This is a genomic window from Streptomyces sp. NPDC001851 (assembly GCF_040297165.1).
Taxonomy (GTDB): Bacteria; Actinomycetota; Actinomycetes; order Streptomycetales; family Streptomycetaceae; genus Streptomyces.
This window is the reverse complement of sequence record NZ_JBEOYR010000024.1, coordinates 31,492-54,867: the sequence shown is the minus strand read 5'-3', so window position 1 is coordinate 54,867 and position 23,376 is coordinate 31,492. Positions and strand designations below refer to the sequence as shown.

The following is a 23,376-nucleotide window of genomic DNA, read 5'->3' as shown; positions in this document are numbered from 1 at the left end:
GGGTCCCTGATAATTTACGCCGCGTGACGCAGGGTAATGCTCGGGGAGGGGCTGGAACATGGGTGACGTGGCGTTCACACGTGACGAGGTCCGGCGCGCCCGGTACGCCGTGGCGGCCGTGTTCGCCGTGCACGGCGCCGTGACGGGCACGTTCGCCACGCGGGTGCCGTGGATCCAGGACCACGCCTCGCTGAGCTCGGGCCAGTTGGGGTTCGCACTGGCCTTCACGGCGCTCGGCGCCTCGTGCGCGATGCCGCTGGCGGGACGGATCAGCCATCGCTTCGGCAGCCGTACGGCCCTGCGCGGGCTGCTCGCCCTGTGGACCCTCTCCCTGGTCCTGCCGTCGCTCGCGCCGGACCTCGCCACCCTGTGCCTGGCGATGTTCGCCTACGGCGCGAGCTCGGGCATGGCCGACGTGGCGATGAACGCGCTCGGTGTCGAGGTCGAGCGGCTGCTCGGCAAGTCGATCATGTCGGGGCTGCACGGTATGTGGAGCGCGGGTGCGCTGACCGGCTCGGCGGCCGGCACGCTCGCGGCCCACCTCGGCTCGGACGCCCGGCTGCACTTCACGCTCACCGCCGCCGTGCTCACCGTGCTCGGCCTGGGGGTCTGCGCCTGGGTGCTGGATCTGCAGCCCGCCGGGGAGGAGGAGCCGCCGCCGCGGTTCGCGCTGCCGCCGCGCTCGGCGCTGCTGATCGGCACGGTCGGCTTCTGCGCGGTGTTCGCGGAGGGCGCGAGCCTGGACTGGTCGGCGGTGTTCCTGCGGGACCGGCTGGACAGCTCGGCCGGGGTGGCGGCGGCCTGCACGACCGGCTTCATGCTGACGATGGCGGTGGCCCGGATCGCCGGGGACGCGGTGGTGAACCGTTTCGGCGCGGTCCGCACCGTACGGGCCGGCGGCGTCCTGGCCGTGCTGGGTGGTCTGCTGATCGTCGTCGCCGGTCATCCGGCGGTGGCGATGGGCGGGTTCGCGCTGACCGGGCTCGGCATCGCGGTGGTCGTCCCGCTGTGCTTCGCGGCGGCCGGGCACGCCGGGCCGAACCCGAGCCAGGCCATAGCCGGCGTCGCGACGATCATCTACACCTCGGGGCTGATCGCGCCGAGCCTGATCGGCGGGGTGGCCCAGGCGACCAGCCTGGTGGTGTCGTTCTGTGTGGTGACGGCGCTGGCGTGCGGGCTCGCGGTGTTCGCGGGGGTGCTGCGCACGGCGGAGCGCGGCGGCCGGAAGCGGATCAGTCCGCAGGCCGCACCGGTTCCCGGCCCACGGCCCTGAGCGCAGGGCCGCGTGCGAGCGGAGGGCCGCCGTTACCCGGACAATAGTTCGGAACCCCTTCTCGTACGTAAGAAAGCGAAACCACCATGGACCTCGGCGTGCGCTGGAAACTGCACGGTGACGGGCGCACGCCCGCGCCCGGAGCGGTGGTACGCCCCGATGAACGGCTCTCCTGGCCCCGCACGGTGGGCCTGGGCGCCCAGCACGTGGTCGCGATGTTCGGCGCATCCTTCGTCGCCCCGGTACTGATGGGGCTGGATCCCAACCTCGCGATCATGATGTCCGGCGTCGCGACCGCGATCTTCCTGCTCGCCACCCGCGGCCGGGTGCCGAGCTATCTGGGCTGCTCCCTGTCCTTCGTGGGCGTGGCCGCCGTCATCCGCGCGCAGGGCGGTACGAGTGCCACGGTGACCGGCGCGGTCCTCGTGGTCGGCGTCGCGCTGTTCCTGGTGGGCCTCGCCGTGCAGCGCTTCGGGGCGCGGATCATCCACGCGGCCATGCCGCCGATCGTCACCGGCGCGGTGGTCATGCTGATCGGCTTCAACCTGGCACCGGTGACCGCCTCCACCTACTGGCCCCAGGACCAGTGGACGGCCCTGCTGGTCATGCTGTTCACGGGCCTGGCCGTGGTCTGCCTGCGCGGCTTCTGGTCCCGCATCGCGATCTTCCTCGGGCTGGTCTTCGGGTACGGCATCTCGTGGGCCTTCGACCGGATCTTCGGCAGGATCCACTCGATGAGCCCGAGCGGCCAGGTCACCGACCACTGGCGCCTCGACCTCTCCGGTGTCTCCAAGGCCGACTGGATCGGCCTGCCGCACTTCCACGGGCCGTCCTTCCAGTGGTCGGCCGTCCTGGTCGCGCTGCCGGTCGTGATCGCCCTGGTCGCGGAGAACGCGGGGCACGTCAAGGCGGTCGGCGAGATGACCGGCGACCCGCTGGACGACAAGCTCGGTACGGCGATCTCGGCGGACGGCGTCGCATCCGTGCTGTCCACCGCGGTGGGCGGCCCACCGAACACCACCTACTCCGAGAACATCGGCGTGATGGCCGCGACCCGCGTCTACTCCACCGCCGCCTACTGGGCAGCGGCCGGCTTCGCCCTGCTCTTCGGTGTCTGCCCGAAGTTCGGCGCGGTCGTGGCCGCGATCCCGGGCGGCGTCCTCGGCGGCATCACCGTGATCCTCTACGGCATGATCGGCCTGCTCGGCGCGCAGATCTGGCTGCACGCCAAGGTGGACCTGCGCAACCCGCTGAACCTGGTGCCGGCCGCCGCGGGCATCATCATCGGCGTCGGCAACGTCAGCATGAAGTTCACCAGCACCTTCTCGCTCAGCGGCATCGCCCTCGGCACCGTGGTCGTCATCACCGGCTACCACGCGCTGCGCGCCTTCGCCCCGGCCCATCTGAAGCAGCAGCAGCCGCTGCTGGACGAGGGCACGTCCAGCTACGACGCTCAGGAGGCTCCGCGCGCCAAGTCGTAGGCGTAGGACGGCGTGAACGTACCGGCCGCGCCCCGGCAGCCGTCGGACTCCCCCGGCAGCTTGACCCACAGATAGGCGTCGATCCGGGCCTCGCCGGTGTCCAGGGTCGGGGCCCGGCCGAGCTTCCGGCCGGCCGGGTCGCACCACTGGCCGTCCGGCGGGGCGCCGTTGCCGTTGCGGCTGGTGTCGATCACCGCGCCGAGGCCCGCCGGGCCGCCGAGCGCGTCGAGGACCTGACGGTCGTAGGCGATCTCGTCGGCCGTGCTGCGGAAGTTGGAGACGTTGCTGAAGACACCGTCGGCGTCCGCCGCTCCCGCCTGGCGCAGCAGGGCGGCCTGCTCGGCCGGCGGGTGCCAGCCGGAGTGGCCGGCGTCGTAGTAGACGCGCGCCTTGGGATCGGCGGCCTTCAGCACCCGCCCGGCACGGGCCAGCGAGGCGAACCTGGCCGCGCGGCCGGCCTCCGGCAGACAGTCCGACTGAGCGATCGAGTCCGGTTCCAGGACGATCACCACCTCGTCCGGGCCGAGCCCCCGCGCGAAGGCGCCGATCCAGGTGTCGTAGGCCGCGAGGTCCGGCGCGCCGCCCCGGGAGGCACCGCCGCAGTCCCGGTCCGGGATCGCGTACGGCACGAGCACCGGGACCCGGCCCCGCGCCGCCGCGTCCGCGGTGACCGACCGCACCCGGGCGGTGACGGTGTCCGGATCGGGGTCGGTGAACCACACCGCGGCCGGCCGGTCGGCGATCCGGGCGGCTATGACGTCGGCACGCGGATCCGCGGGGTGGGCGCGGACCCAGTCCAGCACCTGGGAGCCGGGGTGGCGGTACAGGAGCGGTGGCACGGGGACGGCCCGCCGCTCTCTCCCGGCCGGGGTGGGGGTGGGCGTGCCCGGCGGAGTCGGCGTCGGCTTCGGCGTCGGCGTCGGCGTCGGCGTCCTGGTGGCGGCCCTGTCCGGGGAAGGCGCGGCCGACCCGGGCACGGGCGCCGCCCGGGTGGCCTCGGCGCGGGACCGGGCGGCGCCGAGGCCGGAGTCGAGCGCCGACACCACCCCGGTGACCGAGCCGACCGCGGTCACCACCGAGGCCGCCACCACCATCAGCCCGCGCCGCACGGCGCGCCTGCGCGCGGCCCGGCGCTCGGCGAGACGCCGGGTACGTAAGCCTGACACGGTGCCGTTCCCCCCTCGCATCCGCGGCTCGCCGTCCGTTCCCCCGTTCCGGCGAAGCACCGGGCCGGTCGGCACGCCCGTCGGCCCAGGGCTGGGACCCTTCCCGCATGACGCAGTTGGAACACCTCACCACTCCCGTCGACGCGGTCGTCTCCCGGATGCGCGCCCTGGACGCGGCCCTGCCCGAGCGGGACGGGGTCGCCGTGTTCAACCGCGTCTACCTCACCGTCACCGAGGAGGTCGACCGGCGTCTGGGCGCCGGGGAGTTCCCGGATCCACGGGCGGCGATCGCGCTGGACGTGCGGTTCGCCGAGCGGTACCTGGCGGCGGTCGACGCGACGGCCGGGGGCCTCCGGGCACCCGCCTGCTGGCGTCCGCTGTTCCAGCTCCGCCGCCATCCCGGGGTACGGCCGCTGCAGTTCGCGCTGGCGGGCATCAACGCGCACATCGGGCACGATCTCGCGCTCGCCGTGGTGGACGCCTGTCGTACGCTCGGCTGCGAACCGGCCGAGTTGGAGGACGAGTTCGACCGCGTGGGCGAGATCCTCGTCTCGCTGGAGGAGCGCGTCCGCGAGGACCTGATGCCGGGCCCCGACCTGCTGCAGATCGCCGACCCGCTCACCCATCTGCTGGGCTCCTGGAGCCTGGAGCGGGCCCGTGACGCGGCCTGGGCGGCGGTACGGGCCCTGTGGGCGCTGCGCCACTGCGGCGACGTGGCCGAGGAGTTCACCGAACGGCTGGACGCGGCGGTGGGGTTCGCGGGGCGGATGCTGCTGACGCCGTACGGCGACTGAACGGGGCGGATCCGGCCAACCTTCGCCGGGCCTCCCGGAACTCCGCTGCGCCGTCTGTAGGTTGAACCGGCAACCGATCGCGAAGGAGTTCACGCGCATGGCGACCCGACTCGGACTCGGCCTCCCGCAGAATCGGCAGTACGACCTCGGCAAGGACGTGTCCGACGTGGCACGCACGGCCGAGCGGATCGGATACGACAGCCTCTGGGTGTACGAACGCGCCCTGTTCGCGGAGCCCGCCACCCAGGGCCTGTACGGCATCCCCGGCCTGCCCTGGCCGGACTCCTACCGTGGCGTCGCCGAGCCGCTGGTGACCCTCACCCTCGCGGCCGCCGCCACCGAACGCGTCCGGCTGGGCACCAGCGTGCTGGTGGCACCGCTGCATCAGCCCTTCCAGCTCGCCAAGGCCCTCGCCACGCTGGACGCGGCGAGCGGCGGCCGGGTGCTCGCCGGCTTCGGCACCGGCTGGTCCCACGACGAGTACGCGGCCTCGGGGGTGCGGCCCTTCGAGGAGCGCGGCCAGGTGCTGGACGAGCTGATCGACGTGTGCCGGGCGGTGTGGGGCCCGGACCCGGTGGTGTACGACGGCCGGATCACGAAGATCGCCTCGGCGGTGGTCGGCCCCAAACCGGCCCGGCCGATCCCGGTCCTGCTGGCGGCGAGCGGAAAGCGGGCACAGCGCCGGCTGGTCGACCACGCCGACGGCTGGCTGCCCGTCGGCATGGGCGTGGAGCAGATCGCCGCCCAGTGGGCCGAGTTGCAGGACCTGGCCGCCGAACGCGGCCGGCAGCAGCCGATCCAGACGGTCCTGCGGGTGAACACGGCCCACTCGGCCAAGCCGTACGAGGGCGACGACCGCCGGGCCTTCCAGGGCAGCACCGACCAGATCGTCGAGGACCTGGTCCGGCACGCCGGGATCGGCCTGGACGAGATCCTCATCGACCTGCAGGCCACCCAGCGCGACGCGCAGGAGCTGAAGGACATCGCCGCCGAGGTGTTTGAAAAGGCGCGGGCGGCCGGAGTCTGAGTCCGGCCGTCCGCGCCTTGGTCCTTGCTCGCTTCTGAATCAGTCCTCGGGCAGCTCCACGGGGGCGATCTCGTCGTACACATCACCCGGGCCGGGGTTGGCCGGGTCGGTCTGGCCGCCGAAGTGGTGCATGACACCCCAGACCGCGTTCAGGGCGGTCTGGACGGCGCCCTCGGCCCAGCCGGCCGTCCAGGAGATGTCGTCGCCGGCGAGGAAGATGCCCCGCTTGTCCTCGGGCAGCCTCTCCTGCATGAAGTGGGTGAACAGGCGCCGCTGGTAGCGGTAGTGGCCGGGCAGGTTGGCCTTGAACGCGCCCATGAAGTAGGGCTCGTTCTCCCAGGAGACCGTCACCGGGTTGCCGATGATGTGCTTCCGGATGTCGACCTTCGGGTAGATCTCGCCGAGTGACTTCAGCATGACCTCCATCCGCTCGTTCGCGGACAGCGGCAGCCACTTCAGGCTGTCGTCGCACCAGGTGTAGGACAGGCAGATGACGGCGGGCTTGTCCGGGCCGTCGTCCAGCAGGTAGGTGCCGCGGGTCATGCGGTCGGTGAGCGTCATCGACATGACGTCCCGGCCGGTCTCCTCGTCCTTGTCCAGCCAGAACGGCCGGTCGACCGGGACGAAGAGCTTGGAGCTCTCCATGTAGTGGGTCCGCTCGATGGCGGTCCAGTGGTCGATCGGGAACAGCGAGTCGTCACACGCGATCTTGGACAGCAGCATCCAGGACTGGGCGGTGAAGATGGCCGCCTTGTAGGTGCGGATGTCGCCGTTCGCGTCCGTCACGGTGATCTGGTTGCCCGCGGTGCGGTGCAGCCGGGTCACGGCCGGGCGCGGCTCGCCGTCCACGTGCAGGGACTTCAGCGAGGTGCCGTACGGCCAGTGGACGATCTTCTCCGGCTCGCGCTCCCACAGGCGCAGCGGCAGCTGCTGGGAGCCGCCGACGATGCCGCGGTGGTGGTCGTCGGCCTCGGTGTAGACGACGCGGAGGATCTCCAGGATGGAGTTCGGGAAGTCGGTGTCCCAGCCGCCGGTGCCGAAGCCGACCTGGCCGAAGATCTCGCGGTGCCGGAAGGACTTGAAGGCCTCGGAGTCGCAGAGGAAACCGTAGAAGGTCTGGTTGTCGAGCTTCTCGACGAGCTTGGCCCAGATCTCGCGGATGCGCGGGACGTCCCGCTCGCGCATGGCGCGGTTCATGTCGGAGAAGTCGGCGCCCTCTTCGAGGCACTTGTTCCACGCCTCGGCGACGTCCCGGTACACCTGGGGCAGGTCGTCGATGGTCTCGGCGTAGTGCGACTCGCCCTTGAGGTCCACGACGGTCGAGGGGGTGGCCTCGGCCAGCGGGTTCGGGAAGGGCCTGGTCTCCAGGCCGACCATGTCGATGTAGTGCTGCAGGGCGGTGGAGGACGGCGGGAAGCGCATCGCGCCCATCTCGGCGGTCAGCGACTCGTCGCAGCCCTCGAAGCCGACCGTGCGCAGCCGGCCGCCGATCTGGTCGGCCTCGTAGACGACGGGCTTGAGGCCCATCTTCATCAGCTCGTACGCGGCCACGATGCCGGACAGCCCGCCGCCGATGACCGCGACCTCGGTGCCGTGCTCGGTCGCGGGTATCTGGCCGAGGCCCGCCGGGTGGGCGAGGAAGTCGTCGTAGGCGTAGGGGAAGTCCGGGCCGAACATGGTGATCGGCGGCTGCTGCTCGTCGGTGTGCTCGACGGCGTTGGGCACCGTGGACGTCATGGGGTACGGACTCCTTGCGCGGGGGTGACTCGGGGGGAGGCTGGGGGGTTCAGACGAGGGACCCGTACAGACCGGGGCGGCGGTCCTTCAGATACGGGTTCGCCTCACGGGAGGCGGCCAGGAAGGCCGGGTCGACATCGGCGAGCACCAGTTCCTCACCGCGGCCGGCGCGGGTACGGGCGATGCCGTCGGGCCCTGCGAGGGCGGAGAGCCCGAAGAACTCGAACTCGCCCTCGTGGCCGATCCGGTTGACGTACGCGACGTACATCTGGTTCTCCCAGGCACGCACCGGCACCATGGCCTCGGCGACGAACTGGAACGGGTGCATGTTCGCCGTCGGCACGACGAGCAGGTCGGTGCCGGCCAGGGCGTGGGCGCGGGCGTTCTCCGGGAACTCGACGTCGTAGCAGATCATGATGCCGACGGTCAGGCCGCCCAGGCGGGCCTGGACGAGCGACTGCTCGCCCGGGGTGAAGTGCTCGCGCTCGGCGCAGCCGAAGAGGTGGGTCTTGCGGTAGTTCGCGAGACGGGTGCCGTCGGCGGAGATCAGCTGGGCGGAGTTGTAGACGGTCTCGCCGTCGCGCTCCGGGTAGCCGTAGGCGATCGCGATGCCGTGCCGGGTGGCCATGTCCGCGATGGCGTCGGCGGAGTCGCCGTCGGCGGGCTCGGCGAGGCGGCCGATGTCGTCACCGATGGCGTACCCGGTCAGGAACATCTCCGGTGCGGCGAGCAGCACGGCGCCCGCGGCGGCGGCACGGCCCGCGGCCTCGTCGAGGACCTTGAGGTTCTCGACGATCGAGCCGGGGCGGCCGGAGCTCTGGAGCAGGGCGGTGCGCATGCGGGTCCTCACCGGAAAGAGGTCTTTGTGGGTGGCCGGAAGTTCTGGGGCCATGAAGAAGGTACGGTCGGCGCGCTCGACCGGACAAGAAGGAGCCGTTGCGCGCCTGTGCGCGGTTCGTTGCGTGGAAGGGGGGCGTGGCGGCGATTCGTTGCACGCGCTGGGTCCCCGGTTCCGGTCCTTCCCGAGGCGCAGGTCGTTCAGGAGGTTCCCCGCCGGACGGGGGAGGCCGGGTCCCGACCGGGGAGCGATGTGCGGGCGGCCCGTGGCCGGGAGAGTGGTGATCGTTCAGTTCACGCGCTTGACCTGCGGAAAGGACCGTCATGAAGCGTCGTACGAAGATCGCCGCCGTCACCCTCACCACCGCCCTGCTGATCACCGCCGGAACGGCCGGGGCGGCGCTGGCCTCGGGCGGCGGGGCGCACCACCCCCAGCGGGAGGCCGCCTCCCTCACCGGTACGGCCAAGCTGTACCGGTCGGCCGGGGACGACATCACCTTCAGCTTCGACGCGCATCTGGCGCGGAAGGACAACATGAACCCGCGCAAGGCCACCGGCACCTTCGAGTTCAGCCACTACCTGCACGGTCAGGGGGCCTGGGCCAAGGCCAAGGTCGACTGCCTGGTCACCGGCGGCCAGGTCGCCGTCGTCTCCGGTGTGATCACCGCGTCCGACCTGCCGGGGGCGAAGGGCAAGCGGGTCGGCATCACGGTCCACGACCTCGGCCGGCACGACCGCCTCGGCTACAGCTGGGCGGCGGTCGGCAGCCCCAGGGACACCGAGGACCTGCCGCCGTGTGTGTCGTCGGCCCCGTTCGAGAAGGTGAAGCAGGGCACGGGTGACTTCAAGGTCGTGCCCTGGCAGCCGAAGCTCTAGTGCCCCCACTCGCCGACGGGCAGTGCCGCTAGATCTCCCGCAGGCGCTGCACGATCTCCCGCAGCAGCCCAGGGTCGGCGGTCGGGCCGCCGGCCGGGAGGCGGCGCGGCTCGTCGATGCGGATCAGGCCCGCCTCGGCCAGGTCGCCGAGCAGGACCCGCAGCACGGTCAGGGGCAGATCGGCGTCCGCGGCCAGCTCCACGACGGGACGCGGGCCGCGCCGGATCAGGTCGAGCAGCGCGGCCCGGGCGTGGTCGACGTCCGGTCCCGGCGCGTCGGCGTCCAGCGCGGTGACCCGGGACATCAGGTCGATGGCGTGCGCGCCCGAGGGCCGGGTGCGGCCGTGGGTCACCGTGTAGGGGCGCACCATCGACCCGGTCTCGTCCTCGTACCAGTGCTCGTCGCTCACGTGCGGGATCAGCCGGGATCGCGAGTGGCCGCGTCCAGGTGGCGGCCGAGGCGGCGGACGAGCAGGGCCATCTCGTGGGCGAGCTGGCCGACATCGGTGCGGGCCTCGCTGAGCACGGCGAGCCGGCTGCCGTGACCGGCCGGGGTGATGAAGAGGTAGGCGTCGTCGAGCATCACCATGGTCTGCCGCACCCGGCCCGCCGCGAACCGCTCGCCCGCGGACCGGGCGAGGCCGTGGAAGCCGGAGCAGACGGCGGCCAGATGCTCGATGTCCCGCCGGCGCATCCCCTCCGAGCTGCTGAGGGGGAGGCCGTCGGCGGTCAGCAGGACGGCCTGGCGGACGTGGTCGGTGCGCGCCACGAGGTCGTCCAGCAGCCAGTCGAGTGCTCCGCTGGGGTCGGCGGGCTGCTCGGGCCCCTGTTCGTCACCGGGCATCGTCGGTGTCCGTCCCTTCGTGGGTGTCGATGAGGGGAGGCTCCGCATGGTCGGGTGCGGATGGGTGGTCGGGTGTGGCGCCGGAGCCGCGGTCAGCCCCGTCGGTCGCCGGCAGGCCTCTGCGGCCGCGGTCCAGGCCCCGCTGGAACGCGCCGAAGACCGCGCGCATCTCCTCGGCGTCGGCCTCCGGTGCCCTCTCCGTGTTCTCCCTGGCCGGCGGCTCCTCCCGCAGCTGCGGTGCGAGAGACGCCTGCCGGATCCGGGTGGGCAGGGCGGGCCCGGCCGCCGGGCCCGGCGCGGGCACGGGCGTGAGCCGGGTGGGTGCCGGCGGCTCCGCCGCGGGTGGGCTCTCCTGCCCGGCCCGCGCAGCGGATCGCTTCCTGGACGGCAGCTCGGGCACCGCCGCCCCCTGTTCTCGCGGCTCGGGCACCACCGGCTCCACCTCCGCCAGCACCCCCTGCGGCAGCAGCACCACCGCTGTCGTCCCGCCGTACGGCGAGTCGCGCAGGGTGACCTCGATGCCGTGCCGGGCGGCGAGGCGGCCGACGACGTAGAGACCGAGCCGGTCGTGGCGGGTGGGGTCGAAGGCGTCGGGGTCGGTGAGGGTGCGGTGGGCCTGCGCGCGGGCGTCGGCGTCCAGGCCCAGCCCCCGGTCGTCGATCTCCAGCACGAACCCGCTGCCGGCCCGGCCGGTCCGCAGGGTGACCTGCGTGTGCGGCGGCGAGAACACCGTGGCGTTCTCCAGCAGTTCGGCGATCAGGTGCACCACGTCGGCGACCGCGTCCGCCGCGACGCCCGTCTCCGGCATCGGCGGCACCACCACGCGCGCGTAGTCCTCGATCTCGCTGACGGCCGAGGCGACGACGTCCGCGACCGGCACGGGCCGGCGCCAGCGCCGGCCGGGCGTGGCGCCGGAGAGGATGATCAGGCTCTCCGCGTGCCGGCGCATGCGTGTGGTCAGGTGGTCGATGCGGAACAGCTCGCGGAGCACGTCGGGGTCGTCCGTGCGCCGTTCCAGGGTGTCGACGAGCTTCAGCTGCCGGTGGACGAGGGCCTGGTTGCGGCGGGCGATGTTGAGCAGCACCGCGAACAGGCCGCGGCGCAGGGTCGCCTGCCTGACGGCGGCCTCGACGGCGGCGAGCCGCGCGGTGTTGAAGGACCGGCCGACCTGGCCGATCTCGTCGTCACGCACCTCGTCGGCGGCCAGCGGCGGCGCCTCCGCCACCGCGTCCACCTCCTCGCCCGCGCTCAACCGGCGCATGACCTCGGGCAGTTGTTCCCTCGTCAGGACATCGGCCGCGTCCCGCAGCGTCTCCAGGCGCCGTGAGATGCGCCGGGCACCGCGCACCGCGAGCCACAGGGAGAACCCGACGGCGCCGAGTCCGACCACGCCGACGACGGCCGCCTTGGTCAGCTCCCGGTAGGCGAAGGCCCGGCCGCGGACGGCGGAGTTCTCGGCGGACCGCGTGCACAGCTGCATGTACCGCTTGACGGCCCGGTCGGTGGTGGACCGCCAGCTGTCCGCGGCGACGGCCTTCCCGGCGCCGGCCGCCCCGGCCCGCAGCAGCGCGTCCTCGCCGCGCGCCAGCGAGCCGTACAGGTCGCCGCGCTGGAACTGCTCGAACAGCGCACGCGAGTCGCCGGGCAGGTCCGGCACGTACGTCCGCTGGAAGACGCGCCGGTCCTCGATGGTCGCGGCGAGGGTGTCGTACTGCCGGTCGGTCAGTGTGCCGGCCGCCCGCGCCCCGGCGACCAGCGCGTCCTCCCGCGAGACGAACTCCCGTACCCGCACCAGCTCGATGACGACCTGTGCCTCTCGGGCGAGCTGTCCGGCCTGCAGGGCGGTGAGGGTGGACTGCACGTCGAAGCCGGGCTCGACGAGCGCGCTGTACCGGTCCACGGCGCGGTCCCAGGTGATGTGCCGGGACAGCACCTGTGCGCGCAGGTCGTCCAGCTTGCCGGTGGCGGTGACCATGGTGTCCAGCGCCTGCCGCTGCCGTGCCGTGAGCCGGCCGCGGTCGCCGTCCCGGACCGCCTGCCGCATGGCGTCGACGGCCCGGTCGGTGCGGCGCTGCTGCCCGAGCAGGTCGCCCGCGGCGGCCGTGTCGAGGCGGCCCCCCAGGTAGGCGGCGGACATCCGGCGCTCGATCTGGATCTGCCCGATCGCGGTGTCCACGGGCGTGCCGAAGTCCTCGTAGACCCCCTGGAGCCGGATCAGCGCGCGCGTCTCGCCGGTGACGGACCACATGGCGAAGCTCCACAGCCCCATCAGCGCGACGGCCGGGGCGAGCGCGAGCGCCACGATCCGCGCGCGGACGGTGGTGGGACGGCCGAGGGGCCAGCGCATGGGGTACCTGCCGCTGTTACCAGTCAGTACAAAGTTCGGCACAACCTACGGGACGATCACCCCGGACCGCAATGGTGACCTGCGGTAACCTCGGGTCACATCCGGGTCACGGCGAAGGTGGTCACCACCGCCGCGTGGTCGGAGGGCCAGTCGTTGTCCGCGACGTCCGGCCAGGGCCGCGGGCTGCCGGTGACGACGGTCCGCGCGTCCCGCACGGTCAGGCCGCGGTGCAGGACGTAGTCGATCCGGTCCTGCGGCTCGGGCCGTCCGCTGCCGTCCTCGTGCACCGGGTGGACCGGCGACCAGGTGTGGCCGGGCTCGGCGACGGGGTCCGGGTGGGCCTCGCGGTAGGAGTCGGCGAAGCCCGCGTCCTCGGCGGCCTTCGTGACCGGCCAGACGACGTCCGGCCAGTCCAGGTGCGAGGGGCAGTTGAAGTCGCCGACGAGGACGACCGGGACGCCGTCCCGGGACGACTCGGCGATGCGGCCCAGCGTGTCCCGCATCTGCGCGAGCCGCAGCTCCTCGTGGGCGATCAGCTCCGCCGCCGGCAGCCCGTCGAAGGCGGACTCGTACGGGCCGTACGGCGTGTAGTGCAGATGCGCGGTCCACACGTCGACCTCGCGGCCGGGGGCGAGGGCGATCCGGACGCCCGCGGCGCCGTAGAAGCCGACGTCCGGGTCGCCGAAGCGGGCGGTGATCGGGTGCCGGCTGATCACCCCGAGGTTCTCGCCGGCCCGGTGGTGGTGCCAGCCGAGCGCCTCGGCCAGCTCCCGGGCGGCGGTTCCGCCCGTCTCCTGCAGTCCGACGACGTCGGCGCCGCAGTCGATGATGACCTTGAGCTGCTTGGCGCGGTGGTCGTCGACCTCGCTGCCGCCCAGCCACAGGTTCCAGCTCATGACCCGCAGTTCCGGGGCGATCATCCCCCGCAGTTCCTCGACCGTGACCCCGGCGAGGCTGTCCCGCACGGTCCGGCCGGGCGCCGGGCCGATCGGCGCGAGGGACGGCACGGCGAGTACGGCACAGCCGGCGGCCTCGGCGGAGGTCACGCCGGTCTCGGTGTCCTCGACGGCCACGCAGCCGGCGGGGTCGACGCCGAGGGTGCGGCAGGCGGCGAGGTACGGGTCGGGGGCGGGCTTGGTGCGGGCGGTGTCGTCGGCGGTGACGGAGACCGCGAACCGCTCGGCGCCGAGGGCGTCCAGGACGACATCGGCGACCGCGCGCGGGGACGCGGTGACCAGGGCGGCGGGGACGCCGGCGGCGGCCAGCGCGTCCAGCAGGCCGAGGGCCCCGGGCCGGGGGACGATCCCGGTGCGGACACGTGCGGCGAACTCGCGGTGCAGGCGGGCCGCGAGGTCGGCGGCCCGCCCGCCGGCGGCCGCGGCGAGCCAGGCGGCGGTGTGCTCGACCGGGCGGCCGAGCACGTCCGGCTGGTCGGCCTCGGTCAGCGGGCGTCCGGCGACCTGCTCGACCGCCTCCCACCAGAGCCGCTCGGTGTCGACGAGTGTGCCGTCCATGTCGAACAGAACCGCCTGAAGGGCGGTGTGGGGGGTCACGGAGTGGGTCCTCACTTCTGGGTGCGTCCGGCCACGAGCACCGGCCGCTCGGGCAGTGACACGTCGACGGGGGTTCCGGCGCCGAGCCCGGTGGCCTCGTGCGCGGGCAGGTCGGCCTTGGCCTCGGTGCCGTCGGCGAGCCGTACGGTGACCCGGACGACCGCGCCGAGGAAGGCGGTGGCGACGATCCGGGCGCCGCCCTGCTCGTCCGGGCGCAGCTGTACGGCCTCGGGCCGCACCAGCACGTCCACCGCGCCGTCGGACACCTCGCCGTCGGCCGGCAGCCGCTGCCCGAGCACCTGGACCGTGCCGTCCTTGAGCTCGCCCGGGATACGGCTCATGGTGCCGACGAACTCGGCGACGAAGGCGGTGGCGGGGCGGCCGTACAACTCGGCCGGTCCGGCGCACTGTTCGAGGCGGCCGGCGCGCATCACGGCGACCCGGTCGGCGACCGACAGTGCCTCCTCCTGGTCGTGGGTGACGAAGAGCGTGGTGATGCCCAGCTCCTGCTGGAGGCGGCGGATCTCCTCGCGCAGGGTGAGCCGCACCTTGGCGTCCAGCGCGGACAGCGGCTCGTCGAGCAGGAGCACGCGCGGGCGCAGGGCCAGGGCGCGGGCCAGCGCGATGCGCTGCTGCTGGCCGCCGGAGAGCTGGTGCGGATAGCGCTCGCCCTTGTCGGCGAGGCCGACCAGCTCCAGCAGCTCGGCGGCGCGGGCGCGCCGTTCGGCCGTGCGGACGCCGCGCATGCGCAGCCCGAAGGCGACGTTGTCGACGGCGTTCAGATGCGGGAAGAGGCTGTACGACTGGAAGACCATGCCGGCGTCGCGGCGGTGGGCCGGGACGTGGGTGACGTCCTGGCCGTCCACGAGCACGGCGCCGGAGTCGGGGTGTTCGAACCCGGCGAGCATGCGCAGCGCGGTGGTCTTGCCGCAGCCGGACGGGCCGAGGAGGGCCAGGAACTCCCCCGGGCGGACGGTCAGGTCGAGTCCGTCGAGGGCGACGGTGGCCCCGAACTCCCGGCGCAGCGAGCGGAATTCGACGGTGGCGGCCTGTGTGAGGGGCTCGGTGAGGGTGGCGGTCATGTGTGTCATCCCCGGGAGGAAGCGGTTCGGTCGCGGCCGCCGGCACCGGCGAGCGCGAGGAGCAGGGCCCAGGTGACCAGCAGGCTGAGCACGGACACGGCGACGGACATCTGGGCCTGGGAGCCGCCGACGTCGTAGATCCATACGGCGAAGGGCCGGTAGCCGAGCAGGCTGGCGACGGTGAACTCGCCGAGCACCAGGGCGAGGGTGAGGAAGGCCGCGTTCAGCAGGGCCCCCCGCAGATTGGGCAGGACGGCCCGGACGAGGGCCTGCGGCCACGAGGCGCCGCAGCTGCGGGCGGCCTCGACGAGGGTGCGTACGTCGATGGCGCGCAGTCCGGCGTCCAGGGCGCGGTAGACGAAGGGCAGGGCCATCACGACGTAGGCGAGGACGAGGACGACGGGGAAGCTGTCGTCCTGGATCACCACGAAGGTCTCGAACAGCGGCGTCCGGGACAAGTACTCCGGGCCCCACTTCAGCACGGTGGCGATCCCGGCGACGAACGCGATGGGCGGGACCACCAGCGGCAGCGAGCACACCACCTCCACCACCGGCCGCAGCCGGGGTGCGCCGAGCCGCAGGGCGACCACGGCGGGCACCATCAGCAGCAGGACGACGACGATGGTGGCCACGGCCAGCTCCAGCGAGAGCAGCAGGCTGGAGACGAAGCCGTCGGTGGAGAGGATCCTGGTGTAGGCGTCGAAGGTCACGCCCTGACCGGGCACGTCCACCGTGAAGATCACGGAGGCGGCGAGCGGCACCAGGAAGTAGAGGGCGGCCAGGCCGAGGACGACCCACCGCCACGGGGTCAGGCGTCGAGCCATCGGGCACTCCGTCGCTGAAGGGGCAGGTACACGGCCATCACCAGGCCCGCCACCAGCACCATGTCGAGGCTGAGGGCGAGGGCGACGTTCTCCTGGCCGACCAGCACGTTGCCGGACAGGGCGTCGGCGATCTGCAGGGTGACCAGCGGGACCGCGCTGCCGACCATCGCGGCGGCCGTGGCGTAGGCGGCGAAGGCGCTGCCGAAGAGCAGGACGAGACCGCCGAGCAGCGAGGGCGCGAGCACGGGGAGGGCCACGTGCCGCCAGTACTGGACGCCGGTGGCGCCGTTGTTCAGCGCGGCCTCGCGCCACTGGGAGCGCAGGCCGTCCAGCGCGGGGGTGATGGTGAGGACCATGAGCGGGATGAGGAAGTACAGGTAGACGAGGACCAGGCCCCAGAAGCTGTAGAGGTCCCAGCCGCTGTCCTTCAGGCCGAGGTGCACCGTCAGTACACCGGCGTTGCCGAGGGTGGCGACGAAGGCGAAGGCCAGCGGGACCCCGCCGAAGTTGGCGAGCACGCCGGAGGCGGTCAGCACGGCCTCGCGCAGCCAGCGGGAGCGGGAGGAGACCACGGCCTGGGCGAGCGGCAGCCCGAGCAGGGCGCCGAGCGCGGCGGAGATCGCGGACAGTTTGACGCTGCCGAGCAGGGCGGTGAGGTACGGGCCCTGCAGTGAGGCCGTCAGGTTGGCGCCGGTGTAGGAGGTGGCGCCCGTGGTGGCGTCCTTGACCGTGAAGGCGCCGTTCAGGATGGCCACGGCCGGCAGCCCGAAGGCGACGGCCGTGAACGCGAGCAGCGGCAGCACGGCGAGCCAGCCGGGGGCGCGGCGCCGCCGCTTCGCCGAAGCGACGGGCGCCACGTCCGCGCGCGGGAGGGCGGTGGTCATCCGGAGACGGCCTTCCCCCAGCCCTGCGCGATGACCGTCTTGGCCTTGCTCTGCTGGGTCTCGGTCGGGAAGGAGGGCGTACCGGTGACCTCGGGGAGCTTGGCGGCGGCCGTCTTGTCCAGCGTCCCGGCCTTCTCCATGGCGGTCATCAGGGCCGGGCGGGCGTAGCCCTTGAGCCACAGGTTCTGGCCCTCGGTGCTGTACAGGTACTCCTGCCACAGGCGGGCGGCGGCCGGGTGCGGGGCGTCCTTGTTGATGGCCTGGGAGTAGTACTGGGCGTACTGGCCGTCGCCCGGGATGACGACCTTCCAGTCCAGGCCCTTGGACTTGAACTCGTCGGCGTACCCGGCGTTCAGGTAGTCCCAGTCGATGGAGATGGGCGTCTCGCCCTTCTCGACGGTGGCCGGGGTGGACTCGACGGGCGTGTAGTTGCCGTTCTTCTTCAGCTTGGCGAAGAAGTCCAGGCCGGGCTGGGCGGTGTCGAAGGAGCCGCCGTTGGCCAGGGCCGCCGCGTAGACGCCGCCGAAGGCCGAACCGGACTTGGTGGGGTTGCCGTTGAGGGCGACCTGGCCCTTGTACTGGGGCTTGAGCAGGTCCTTGAAGCTGGTCGGGCACTGCTTGACGCGCTTGGCGTCGCAGCCGATGGAGACATAGCCGCCGTAGTCGTTGTACCAGCGGGCCTGCGGGTCCTTCTGGGCCTCGGGGATGTCGGCGAAGGACGCCACCTTGTAGGGCGCGAGCAGGCCCTGCTGCGCGGCGCTCAGCGCGAACGAGCTGCCCAGGTCGAGGACGTCGGGCGCGCGGTCCTGGCCCTTCCTGGAGGTGACGGCGTTGATCTCGTCCTGGCTGGTGCCGTCCGGGCTCTCGTCGTCGATCTTGATGCCGTACTTCTTCTGGAAGCCGTCGATGAGGGCGCCGTAGTTCGCCCAGTCGCGGGGCACCGCGATGATGTGCAGCGTCCCCTCCTTCTTGGCCGCCTTGACCAGGGCGTCCATGCCGCCGAAGGCGGCGGCGGAGGTGGCGGTGGCGGCGCTCTTGCCGTCCTTGGTGGTGGTCGACGCGTTGTCGGGGGCGGCGCCGCAGGCGCTCAGCGCGAGGGCGGCGACGACGGCGGTGCAGCCGCCGAGCACGGCGTTTCTCGGCAGGGACACGGTCACGGTCTCTCCAGGGGGACGCAGGAGGAGGGGAGGGAGAACTTGTCTGAACAAGTTGCGTCACAGTACGCCCGCTCACGGTGTCCTGTCCGTAAACGTGAGCGAAACTCTGGGCCCTGCCTGGCTGCACATTCCAGACCGTTGCAGATCACGCTCAGGTCTCGATTAGGCTGGTCACGCTGTGCACAGCGACCTGAGCAGAGGGGAAGCATGACGGCGCGACACGAGGAGATCGCCGACGAGCTGCGGCGAGCGATCGACCGCGAGCAGTACACGGTCGGCAGCCGGCTGCCCTCGGAGTCGGAGCTCGCGACGCACTACGGCGTCTCACGCGGCACGGTCCGCCAGGCCGTCGCGACCCTCACCGCCGAGGGCCTGATCGGCTCCCGTCAGGGCGCCCGGCGCGTGGTGCTCGCCAGCCGCCGCAGCCAGAGCTTCGAGGAACTGCGCAGCTTCGCCCAGTGGGCCCGCGCGATGGGCCGCGAGGCCACCGGCCATGTGGTGGCCCAGGAGTACCGCCCGGCCACGGCCGAGGACGCGGTACGTCTCCAACTGGCTGTGGGCGTACCGGTGTTGCACGTGCTGCGGGTGCGCGGCCTGGACGGCGAGCCGGTGCTGCTGGAGCGCACGGTGTACGCCGACTGGATCTCCCCCGCGGTCGAGTCGATCGAGCCCGAGTGCCCCTCGGTCACGCAGCGGCTGTACGACGACACGGGGCTGGTCTTCGCCTACGGGGAGCACGTGATCGACGCGGTCGCCGCCGGTGCGCGGGACGCCGAGCTGCTGGGTGTCCGCCGGACGAGTCCGCTGCTGCGGGTGCGGCGCGTCACCACGACCCGTGAGGGCCGGCCCGTCGAGTGGTCCGACGACCGGTACCGCCCGGACGCGGTCAGCTTCAGCGTGCGCAACTCGACAGGCAGCAACGCGTTGGCTCGCAAGACGGCGGAGTAGGACTCGGGGCACACGCGTCGTCGCCGGGTGCGGGTCCGTCGTGGTTCCGCGCGCGGTTCCCGGAACTGCGCGACAAGCCCCGACGGACCCGCACCCGGCATACGGCCATGTGCCCCGAGCCGGAAGCCGCCTACCCCGGCGCCCCGGAGGAAAAGCGCCGCAGCAACGGCGACAGCACCAGCACCGATTTGGTCCGCTCCACGAACGGCTCCCCGGCGATACGTTCCAGCACCCGCTCGAAGTGACGCATGTCCGACGCGAAGACCTGGGCGATCGCGTCCGCCTCGCCGGTGACGGTCGACGCGGCCACCACCTCCTGGTAGCGCTCCAGACCCCGCTGGATGGTCTCGGGGGAGGTGTTGCGCCGGCAGTAGATCTCGATGTATCCCTCGGTCTCCCACCCGAGCGCCGCCGGATCCACCCGTACGGTGAATCCGGTGATCGCTCCGGTGGTCCGCAGCCGGTCCACGCGCCGCTTCACGGCGGGCGCGGACAGGCCGACCATCTGCCCGATGTCCGCGTAGGAGCGGCGGGCGTCCTCGGCGAGGGCGTGCACGATGCGTTCGTCGAGATCGTTCAGCACAGGGGGTGGTTCACTTCTTCGGTTCGGTCACTTCTCTGCCGTCACCGCGAGATCCTCACCGGTCGCGAGACGGGAACGGCGATAGCCGTACACGAAGTAGAACACGAGCCCGACTGCCATCCAGACACCGAACACGATCCACGTGACGGCCGACAGGCTGCCCATCATCCAGATGCAGAAGCCGAAGCCCAGCGCGGGCAGCAGCGGCGACAGCGGGACGCGGAAGGTGCGCCGCATGGCCGGGCGGGTCCGGCGCAGCACGACGACGGCCACGTTGACCAGGGCGAAGGCGAACAGCGTGCCGATGCTGGTGGCGTCCGCGAGCTGACCCAGCGGGATCGCGGCGGCGAGGACACCGCAGAACACCGACACGATGACGGTGTTGGCGCGCGGGGCACCGGTCTTCGGGTGGACCTTGGCGAAGACCTTGGGCACCAGGCCGTCGCGGGACATGGCGAACAGGATGCGGGTCTGGCCGTAGAGCACGGTCAGGACGACGCTCGCGATGGCGATGACGGCGCAGGCGGCCAGCAGGGTGGCCCAGAAGCTCTGACCGGTGACGTCCTTCATGATCTGGGCGAGCGCGGCCTCGGAGTCGTTGAACTGCCGCCACGGCTTGGCACCGACGGCGACGGCCGCGACCAGCACGTACAGGGCGGTCACGATGACCAGCGACAGCATGATCGCGCGGGGCAGGTCACGCTGGGCGTTCTTGGCCTCCTCACCGGCGGTGGAGGCGGCGTCGAAGCCGATGTACGAGAAGAACAGCGTGCCGGCGGCGCCGCTGACGCCCGCCATGCCGAGCGGCATGAAGTGGGAGTAGTTGCCGGACTTGAAGCCCATGAAGCCGATCGCGCAGAACAGGACCAGCGCGGCGATCTTCACACACACCATGATGGTGTTGGCCCGCGCGGACTCCTTGGCGCCGCCGAGCAGGAACACCATCGCGAGGAGCACGACGATCAGGGCCGGCAGGTTGAAGATGCCGCCGTCGCCGGGCGGCGCCGACAGGGCCGTCGGGATGGTCACGCCCAGGGTGCCGTCCAGCAGCTCGTTCAGGTACTCGCCCCAGCCGACGGCCACCGCGGCGACCGAGACGCCGTACTCCAGCAGCAGGCACCAGCCGCAGACCCAGGCGATCAGTTCGCCCATGGTTGCGTATGCGTACGAGTACGAGGAGCCGGAGACCGGGATGGTGCCGGCCAGCTCGGCGTAGGACAGGGCCGAGAACAGCGCGGTGAGACCGGCGATCACGAAGGAGAGGGTGACCGCCGGGCCCGCCTTGGGCACGGCGTTGCCAAGGACGACGAAGATGCCCGTACCGAGCGTGGCGCCGATGCTGATCATGGTCAGCTGCCACAGCCCGAGGGAGCGCCGAAGCGAGCCTCCCTCGCCGTGGCCGCCCTCCGCGACCAGGCGTTCCACGGGCTTGCGCCGCATGAGGCGCGCGGCGACGCCTCGGGGGGCGGGGGCGGTCGCTGTGCGGTCGTGCGGGGGTGCGCCTTGGTCGAGCACGCGCTGGCTCCTTAATCCTGCGGTCATTGCGGGCGGGGACCGGTGGCAGCCCTGCGAGGGCGGAAAACCCACCGAGCGGGGTCCCCGCCACACCACGTACAGACGAGCACCCTATGAGGCGGGCCTTCACGGGCGTAATGCAGCAACCTTGCGCGTCCCCGGATGATCATTGCGTTCATCGGACCGGAATGACAAATCGTTGCGCGCAGGCTGTCGACCGTTGCACGGCAACCTCACAGCGGCCTTTGCCCACCCGCCCGTCTCCCGCGTACGCGAACGGCCCCCGCCCTTCCCTGCCGGGGAGGAACGGGGGCCGTGCGGGACGCGGAAGGGGTCAGCTCCAGCTGGCGTGCAGCGGCTTGCCCTCGGCGTAGCCGGCCGCGCTCTGGATGCCGACTATGGCCTTCTCGGCGAACTCCTCCAGGGAGGCGGCACCGGCGTAGGTGCAGGAGGAGCGGACGCCCGCGATGATCGAGTCGATCAGGTCCTCGACGCCCGGGCGGGCCGGGTCGAGGAACATGCGGGAGGTGGAGATGCCCTCCTCGAACAGCGCCTTGCGGGCGCGGTCGTACGCCGACTCGTCGGACGTGCGGTTGGCCACGGCACGCGCGGAGGCCATGCCGAACGACTCCTTGTACGCACGGCCGTTCGCGTCGTGCTGGAGGTCGCCCGGCGACTCGTACGTGCCCGCGAACCACGAGCCGACCATCACGTTGGACGCGCCGGCCGCGAGCGCCATGGCCACGTCGCGCGGGTGGCGGACACCGCCGTCGGCCCACACGTGCTTGCCGTACTTCTTCGCCTCGGCCGCACACTCCAGGACCGCGGAGAACTGCGGCCGGCCCACGCCGGTCATCATGCGGGTGGTGCACATCGCGCCGGGGCCCACACCCACCTTGATGATGTCCGCGCCGGCGTCGATCAGGTCCTTGACGCCCTCGGCGGAGACGATGTTGCCCGCGACGATCGGCACCTGCGGGTCGAGGGCGCGCACCAGCTTGATGGCGCTGATCATCGACTCCTGGTGGCCGTGCGCGGTGTCGATGACGAGGGTGTCCACGCCCGCGTCGAGCAGCTGCTTGGCCTTGCCCGCCACATCGCCGTTGATGCCGACGGCGGCGGCGATGCGCAGCTTGCCGTCCTTGTCGACGGCGGGGGTGTACAGCGTGGCCCGCAGGGCGCCCTTGCGGGTCAGGATGCCGGCCAGCTTGCCGTCCTTGTCGACGGCCGGGGCGTAGCGGCGGTTGTGGTGGTCGAGGGTGTTGAAGGCCTCGCGCGGGTCGATGTCCGCGTCGAGCAGCAGCAGGTCCTTGGACATGACCACTTCGAGCTGGGTGAAGCGGTCGACGCCGGTCAGGTCCCGGTCGGTGACCACACCGACGGGCCGCTGGTCCTCGTCCACGACCACACCGGCGTTGTGTGCGCGCTTGGGCAGCAGCGCCAGGGCGTCGGCGACGGTCTGGTGCGGGGCCAGCACGATCGGCGTGTCGAGCACCAGGTGGCGGTTCTTCACCCAGGAGACGACGTCGGTGACAACCTCGATCGGGATGTCCTGCGGAATGACCACCAGGCCGCCGCGGCGGGCCACCGTCTCGGCCATGCGGCGGCCGGCGATGGCGGTCATGTTGGCGACGACGAGCGGGATGGTGGTGCCCGTCCCGTCCGGCGAGCCGAGGTCCACGCCCTGACGCGAGCCCACCGCGGAGCGGCTCGGCACCATGAACACGTCGTCGTACGTCAGGTCGTACGCGGGCTGGATGTCATTGAGGAAACGCACGTGCTGCACATCCCAGTCGATCAGAGGTGACCCCCGGACGGGTGCGCCAGGGGGAAAGAGCACGTACTTCATTCTCCCATGCCGGCGCCGCGGTCACGCCCCGACGGAACCTCCAGGGTGCCCAGTGGATCTTCGGAGGATCCACCGAACGCCTCACCGGAGGCCGCGGCGCGCAGCCTCCAGGTAGGCCTCCCGGGCGGCGTCGAGCGCGTCGGGGCGGGCGTCGCGCCGGACCAGGTCCATGAGCGCGCGGGCGGCGGCCGCCACCTCGGCCGGGCCCTCCAGCTGCACGACGTCGAGCGCCCGCTGCAGGTCGGTACGGTCGCCGGGCTGCCCCGTGCCGGTACGCCGGGTCTCGGCGACGGCGCCCAGTGCGTCGAGGAACCGGACGTACGCCTGCCGGCGCTGGTCGTGCACGCGCGCCGCCCGCTGCTCCTCGGCGCTCAGCCGCAGCGCCTCCAGCGCCGCCCCCGCCTGCCGCTCCCCCGCCGCCCGCGTGGAGCGAGCGGAGATGACACTGCCGCCGAGCGCGGACGCGGCACCGATGACCGCGGCGGACAGGGCGATGAGCCACTCGTTCATGCGGCGCATTCTGCCGGGGCACGGCACACCGGCGGGGCGGATTCGGCCACGGGTACGATCGCCACGCCGAGCCCGGAAGGCGTCCACGGG

The 23,376-nt window shown here is 72.4% G+C and carries 21 protein-coding genes; 6 read left to right on the top strand and 15 right to left on the bottom strand.

Going from position 1 to position 23,376, the window contains the following annotated elements; genetic code table 11:
- Nucleotides 1-58: 58 nt before the first annotated feature.
- Both ABT171_RS30360 and ABT171_RS30355 read left to right on the top strand, forming a co-directional pair.
- Complete coding sequence (locus ABT171_RS30360; RefSeq protein ID WP_351249373.1) at nucleotides 59-1,273, top strand: MFS transporter; 1,215 nt, start codon at nucleotides 59-61, stop codon at nucleotides 1,271-1,273.
- An 86-nt stretch (nucleotides 1,274-1,359) separates the two neighbouring features.
- On the top strand, nucleotides 1,360-2,754 hold the full coding sequence (locus ABT171_RS30355) for a uracil-xanthine permease family protein (RefSeq protein ID WP_351249371.1): 1,395 nt from the start codon (nucleotides 1,360-1,362) through the stop codon (nucleotides 2,752-2,754).
- On the opposite strand, the gene ABT171_RS30350 is transcribed toward ABT171_RS30355, so the two are convergent.
- Nucleotides 2,727-3,848, bottom strand: coding sequence for a glycoside hydrolase family 6 protein (locus tag ABT171_RS30350; RefSeq protein WP_351249505.1), 1,122 nt, complete (start codon nucleotides 3,846-3,848; stop codon nucleotides 2,727-2,729). The two genes, ABT171_RS30355 and ABT171_RS30350, sit on opposite strands and share 28 nt — an antisense overlap.
- Nucleotides 3,849-4,027: 179 nt before the next feature.
- Between ABT171_RS30350 and ABT171_RS30345 the strand changes: the two genes are divergently transcribed.
- Together ABT171_RS30345 and ABT171_RS30340 are read left to right on the top strand one after the other, a co-directional pair.
- On the top strand, nucleotides 4,028-4,714 hold the full coding sequence (locus tag ABT171_RS30345) for a DUF5995 family protein (RefSeq protein ID WP_351249369.1): 687 nt from the start codon (nucleotides 4,028-4,030) through the stop codon (nucleotides 4,712-4,714).
- 97 nt (nucleotides 4,715-4,811) lie between these two features.
- Nucleotides 4,812-5,741 (top strand): LLM class F420-dependent oxidoreductase, encoded by a 930-nt coding sequence (locus ABT171_RS30340; RefSeq protein WP_351249367.1) that lies wholly within the window; start codon nucleotides 4,812-4,814, stop codon nucleotides 5,739-5,741.
- A 39-nt stretch (nucleotides 5,742-5,780) separates the two neighbouring features.
- On the opposite strand, the gene ABT171_RS30335 is transcribed toward ABT171_RS30340, so the two are convergent.
- Nucleotides 5,781-7,478 carry a flavin monoamine oxidase family protein gene (locus ABT171_RS30335; RefSeq protein ID WP_351249365.1) on the bottom strand — a complete coding sequence of 566 codons (1,698 nt, stop codon included), beginning with the start codon at nucleotides 7,476-7,478 and terminating at the stop codon, nucleotides 5,781-5,783.
- Nucleotides 7,479-7,527: 49 nt separating this feature from the next.
- Nucleotides 7,528-8,316 carry a carbon-nitrogen hydrolase family protein gene (locus tag ABT171_RS30330; protein ID WP_351249363.1) on the bottom strand — a complete coding sequence of 263 codons (789 nt, stop codon included), beginning with the start codon at nucleotides 8,314-8,316 and terminating at the stop codon, nucleotides 7,528-7,530.
- A gap of 323 nt (nucleotides 8,317-8,639) precedes the next feature.
- On the opposite strand from ABT171_RS30330, the gene ABT171_RS30325 reads away from it, so the two are divergent.
- On the top strand, nucleotides 8,640-9,191 hold the full coding sequence (locus ABT171_RS30325) for a Repetin (RefSeq protein ID WP_351249361.1): 552 nt from the start codon (nucleotides 8,640-8,642) through the stop codon (nucleotides 9,189-9,191).
- Nucleotides 9,192-9,219: 28 nt separating this feature from the next.
- On the opposite strand, the gene ABT171_RS30320 is transcribed toward ABT171_RS30325, so the two are convergent.
- The 8 genes from ABT171_RS30320 to ABT171_RS30285 all read right to left on the bottom strand — a co-directional run bounded on the left by ABT171_RS30320 (nucleotide 9,220) and on the right by ABT171_RS30285 (nucleotide 17,881).
- A complete protein-coding gene (locus tag ABT171_RS30320; protein WP_351249359.1) occupies nucleotides 9,220-9,600 on the bottom strand; it encodes a DUF742 domain-containing protein in 381 nt (126 codons plus the stop codon).
- Between the two features lie 8 nt (nucleotides 9,601-9,608).
- On the bottom strand, nucleotides 9,609-10,034 hold the full coding sequence (locus tag ABT171_RS30315) for a roadblock/LC7 domain-containing protein (protein WP_351249357.1): 426 nt from the start codon (nucleotides 10,032-10,034) through the stop codon (nucleotides 9,609-9,611).
- Entirely contained in the window at nucleotides 10,024-12,381 is a 2,358-nt protein-coding gene (locus tag ABT171_RS30310; protein ID WP_351249355.1) for a sensor histidine kinase, read from the bottom strand. The genes ABT171_RS30315 and ABT171_RS30310 overlap by 11 nt, the downstream gene beginning before the upstream one ends.
- Before the next feature lie 95 nt (nucleotides 12,382-12,476).
- Nucleotides 12,477-13,934, bottom strand: a complete 1,458-nt coding sequence (locus tag ABT171_RS30305) for an HAD-IA family hydrolase (protein ID WP_351249353.1) — start codon at nucleotides 13,932-13,934, stop codon at nucleotides 12,477-12,479.
- An 11-nt stretch (nucleotides 13,935-13,945) separates the two neighbouring features.
- Nucleotides 13,946-15,016 (bottom strand): ABC transporter ATP-binding protein, encoded by a 1,071-nt coding sequence (locus ABT171_RS30300; RefSeq protein ID WP_503077163.1) that lies wholly within the window; start codon nucleotides 15,014-15,016, stop codon nucleotides 13,946-13,948.
- Between the two features lie 5 nt (nucleotides 15,017-15,021).
- Nucleotides 15,022-15,840, bottom strand: a complete 819-nt coding sequence (locus ABT171_RS30295) for an ABC transporter permease (RefSeq protein WP_351249349.1) — start codon at nucleotides 15,838-15,840, stop codon at nucleotides 15,022-15,024.
- A complete protein-coding gene (locus tag ABT171_RS30290; RefSeq protein WP_351249347.1) occupies nucleotides 15,825-16,724 on the bottom strand; it encodes an ABC transporter permease in 900 nt (299 codons plus the stop codon). Before ABT171_RS30290 ends, ABT171_RS30295 begins: the two co-directional genes overlap by 16 nt.
- On the bottom strand, nucleotides 16,721-17,881 hold the full coding sequence (locus ABT171_RS30285; RefSeq protein WP_351249345.1) for an ABC transporter substrate-binding protein: 1,161 nt from the start codon (nucleotides 17,879-17,881) through the stop codon (nucleotides 16,721-16,723). The genes ABT171_RS30290 and ABT171_RS30285 overlap by 4 nt, the downstream gene beginning before the upstream one ends.
- Before the next feature lie 207 nt (nucleotides 17,882-18,088).
- Here ABT171_RS30285 and ABT171_RS30280 point away from each other — a divergent pair, with 207 nt between their 5' ends.
- A complete protein-coding gene (locus ABT171_RS30280; RefSeq protein WP_351249343.1) occupies nucleotides 18,089-18,829 on the top strand; it encodes a GntR family transcriptional regulator in 741 nt (246 codons plus the stop codon).
- Nucleotides 18,830-18,959: 130 nt separating this feature from the next.
- Here ABT171_RS30280 and ABT171_RS30275 read toward each other — a convergent pair whose 3' ends face one another.
- From ABT171_RS30275 to ABT171_RS30260, 4 genes are all read right to left on the bottom strand, one after another.
- The gene (locus tag ABT171_RS30275) at nucleotides 18,960-19,412 is read right to left on the bottom strand and encodes an Lrp/AsnC family transcriptional regulator (protein WP_351249341.1); all 453 of its coding nucleotides are present in this window, start codon (nucleotides 19,410-19,412) and stop codon (nucleotides 18,960-18,962) included.
- 27 nt (nucleotides 19,413-19,439) lie between these two features.
- Nucleotides 19,440-20,927 (bottom strand): amino acid permease, encoded by a 1,488-nt coding sequence (locus ABT171_RS30270; protein WP_351249339.1) that lies wholly within the window; start codon nucleotides 20,925-20,927, stop codon nucleotides 19,440-19,442.
- Nucleotides 20,928-21,261: 334 nt separating this feature from the next.
- Nucleotides 21,262-22,704, bottom strand: a complete 1,443-nt coding sequence (locus tag ABT171_RS30265) for a GuaB1 family IMP dehydrogenase-related protein (RefSeq protein ID WP_351249337.1) — start codon at nucleotides 22,702-22,704, stop codon at nucleotides 21,262-21,264.
- A 153-nt stretch (nucleotides 22,705-22,857) separates the two neighbouring features.
- Nucleotides 22,858-23,286, bottom strand: a complete 429-nt coding sequence (locus ABT171_RS30260; RefSeq protein ID WP_351249335.1) for a hypothetical protein — start codon at nucleotides 23,284-23,286, stop codon at nucleotides 22,858-22,860.
- Nucleotides 23,287-23,376 lie beyond the last annotated feature (90 nt).

Bases quoted from the DNA above. Each gene is read 5' to 3' on its own strand.
- ABT171_RS30360 (WP_351249373.1), top strand. From the start codon at position 59: ATGGGTGACGTGGCGTTCACACGTGACGAGGTCCGGCGCGCCCGGTAC.
- ABT171_RS30355 (WP_351249371.1), top strand. From the start codon at position 1,360: ATGGACCTCGGCGTGCGCTGGAAACTGCACGGTGACGGGCGCACGCCC.
- ABT171_RS30350 (WP_351249505.1), bottom strand. From the start codon at position 3,848: ATGGTGGTGGCGGCCTCGGTGGTGACCGCGGTCGGCTCGGTCACCGGG.
- ABT171_RS30345 (WP_351249369.1), top strand. From the start codon at position 4,028: ATGACGCAGTTGGAACACCTCACCACTCCCGTCGACGCGGTCGTCTCC.
- ABT171_RS30340 (WP_351249367.1), top strand. From the start codon at position 4,812: ATGGCGACCCGACTCGGACTCGGCCTCCCGCAGAATCGGCAGTACGAC.
- ABT171_RS30335 (WP_351249365.1), bottom strand. From the start codon at position 7,478: ATGACGTCCACGGTGCCCAACGCCGTCGAGCACACCGACGAGCAGCAG.
- ABT171_RS30330 (WP_351249363.1), bottom strand. From the start codon at position 8,316: ATGCGCACCGCCCTGCTCCAGAGCTCCGGCCGCCCCGGCTCGATCGTC.
- ABT171_RS30325 (WP_351249361.1), top strand. From the start codon at position 8,640: ATGAAGCGTCGTACGAAGATCGCCGCCGTCACCCTCACCACCGCCCTG.
- ABT171_RS30315 (WP_351249357.1), bottom strand. From the start codon at position 10,034: ATGCCCGGTGACGAACAGGGGCCCGAGCAGCCCGCCGACCCCAGCGGA.
- ABT171_RS30310 (WP_351249355.1), bottom strand. From the start codon at position 12,381: ATGCGCTGGCCCCTCGGCCGTCCCACCACCGTCCGCGCGCGGATCGTG.
- ABT171_RS30300 (WP_503077163.1), bottom strand. From the start codon at position 15,016: ATGACCGCCACCCTCACCGAGCCCCTCACACAGGCCGCCACCGTCGAA.
- ABT171_RS30295 (WP_351249349.1), bottom strand. From the start codon at position 15,840: ATGGCTCGACGCCTGACCCCGTGGCGGTGGGTCGTCCTCGGCCTGGCC.
- ABT171_RS30290 (WP_351249347.1), bottom strand. From the start codon at position 16,724: ATGACCACCGCCCTCCCGCGCGCGGACGTGGCGCCCGTCGCTTCGGCG.
- ABT171_RS30280 (WP_351249343.1), top strand. From the start codon at position 18,089: ATGACGGCGCGACACGAGGAGATCGCCGACGAGCTGCGGCGAGCGATC.
- ABT171_RS30260 (WP_351249335.1), bottom strand. From the start codon at position 23,286: ATGAACGAGTGGCTCATCGCCCTGTCCGCCGCGGTCATCGGTGCCGCG.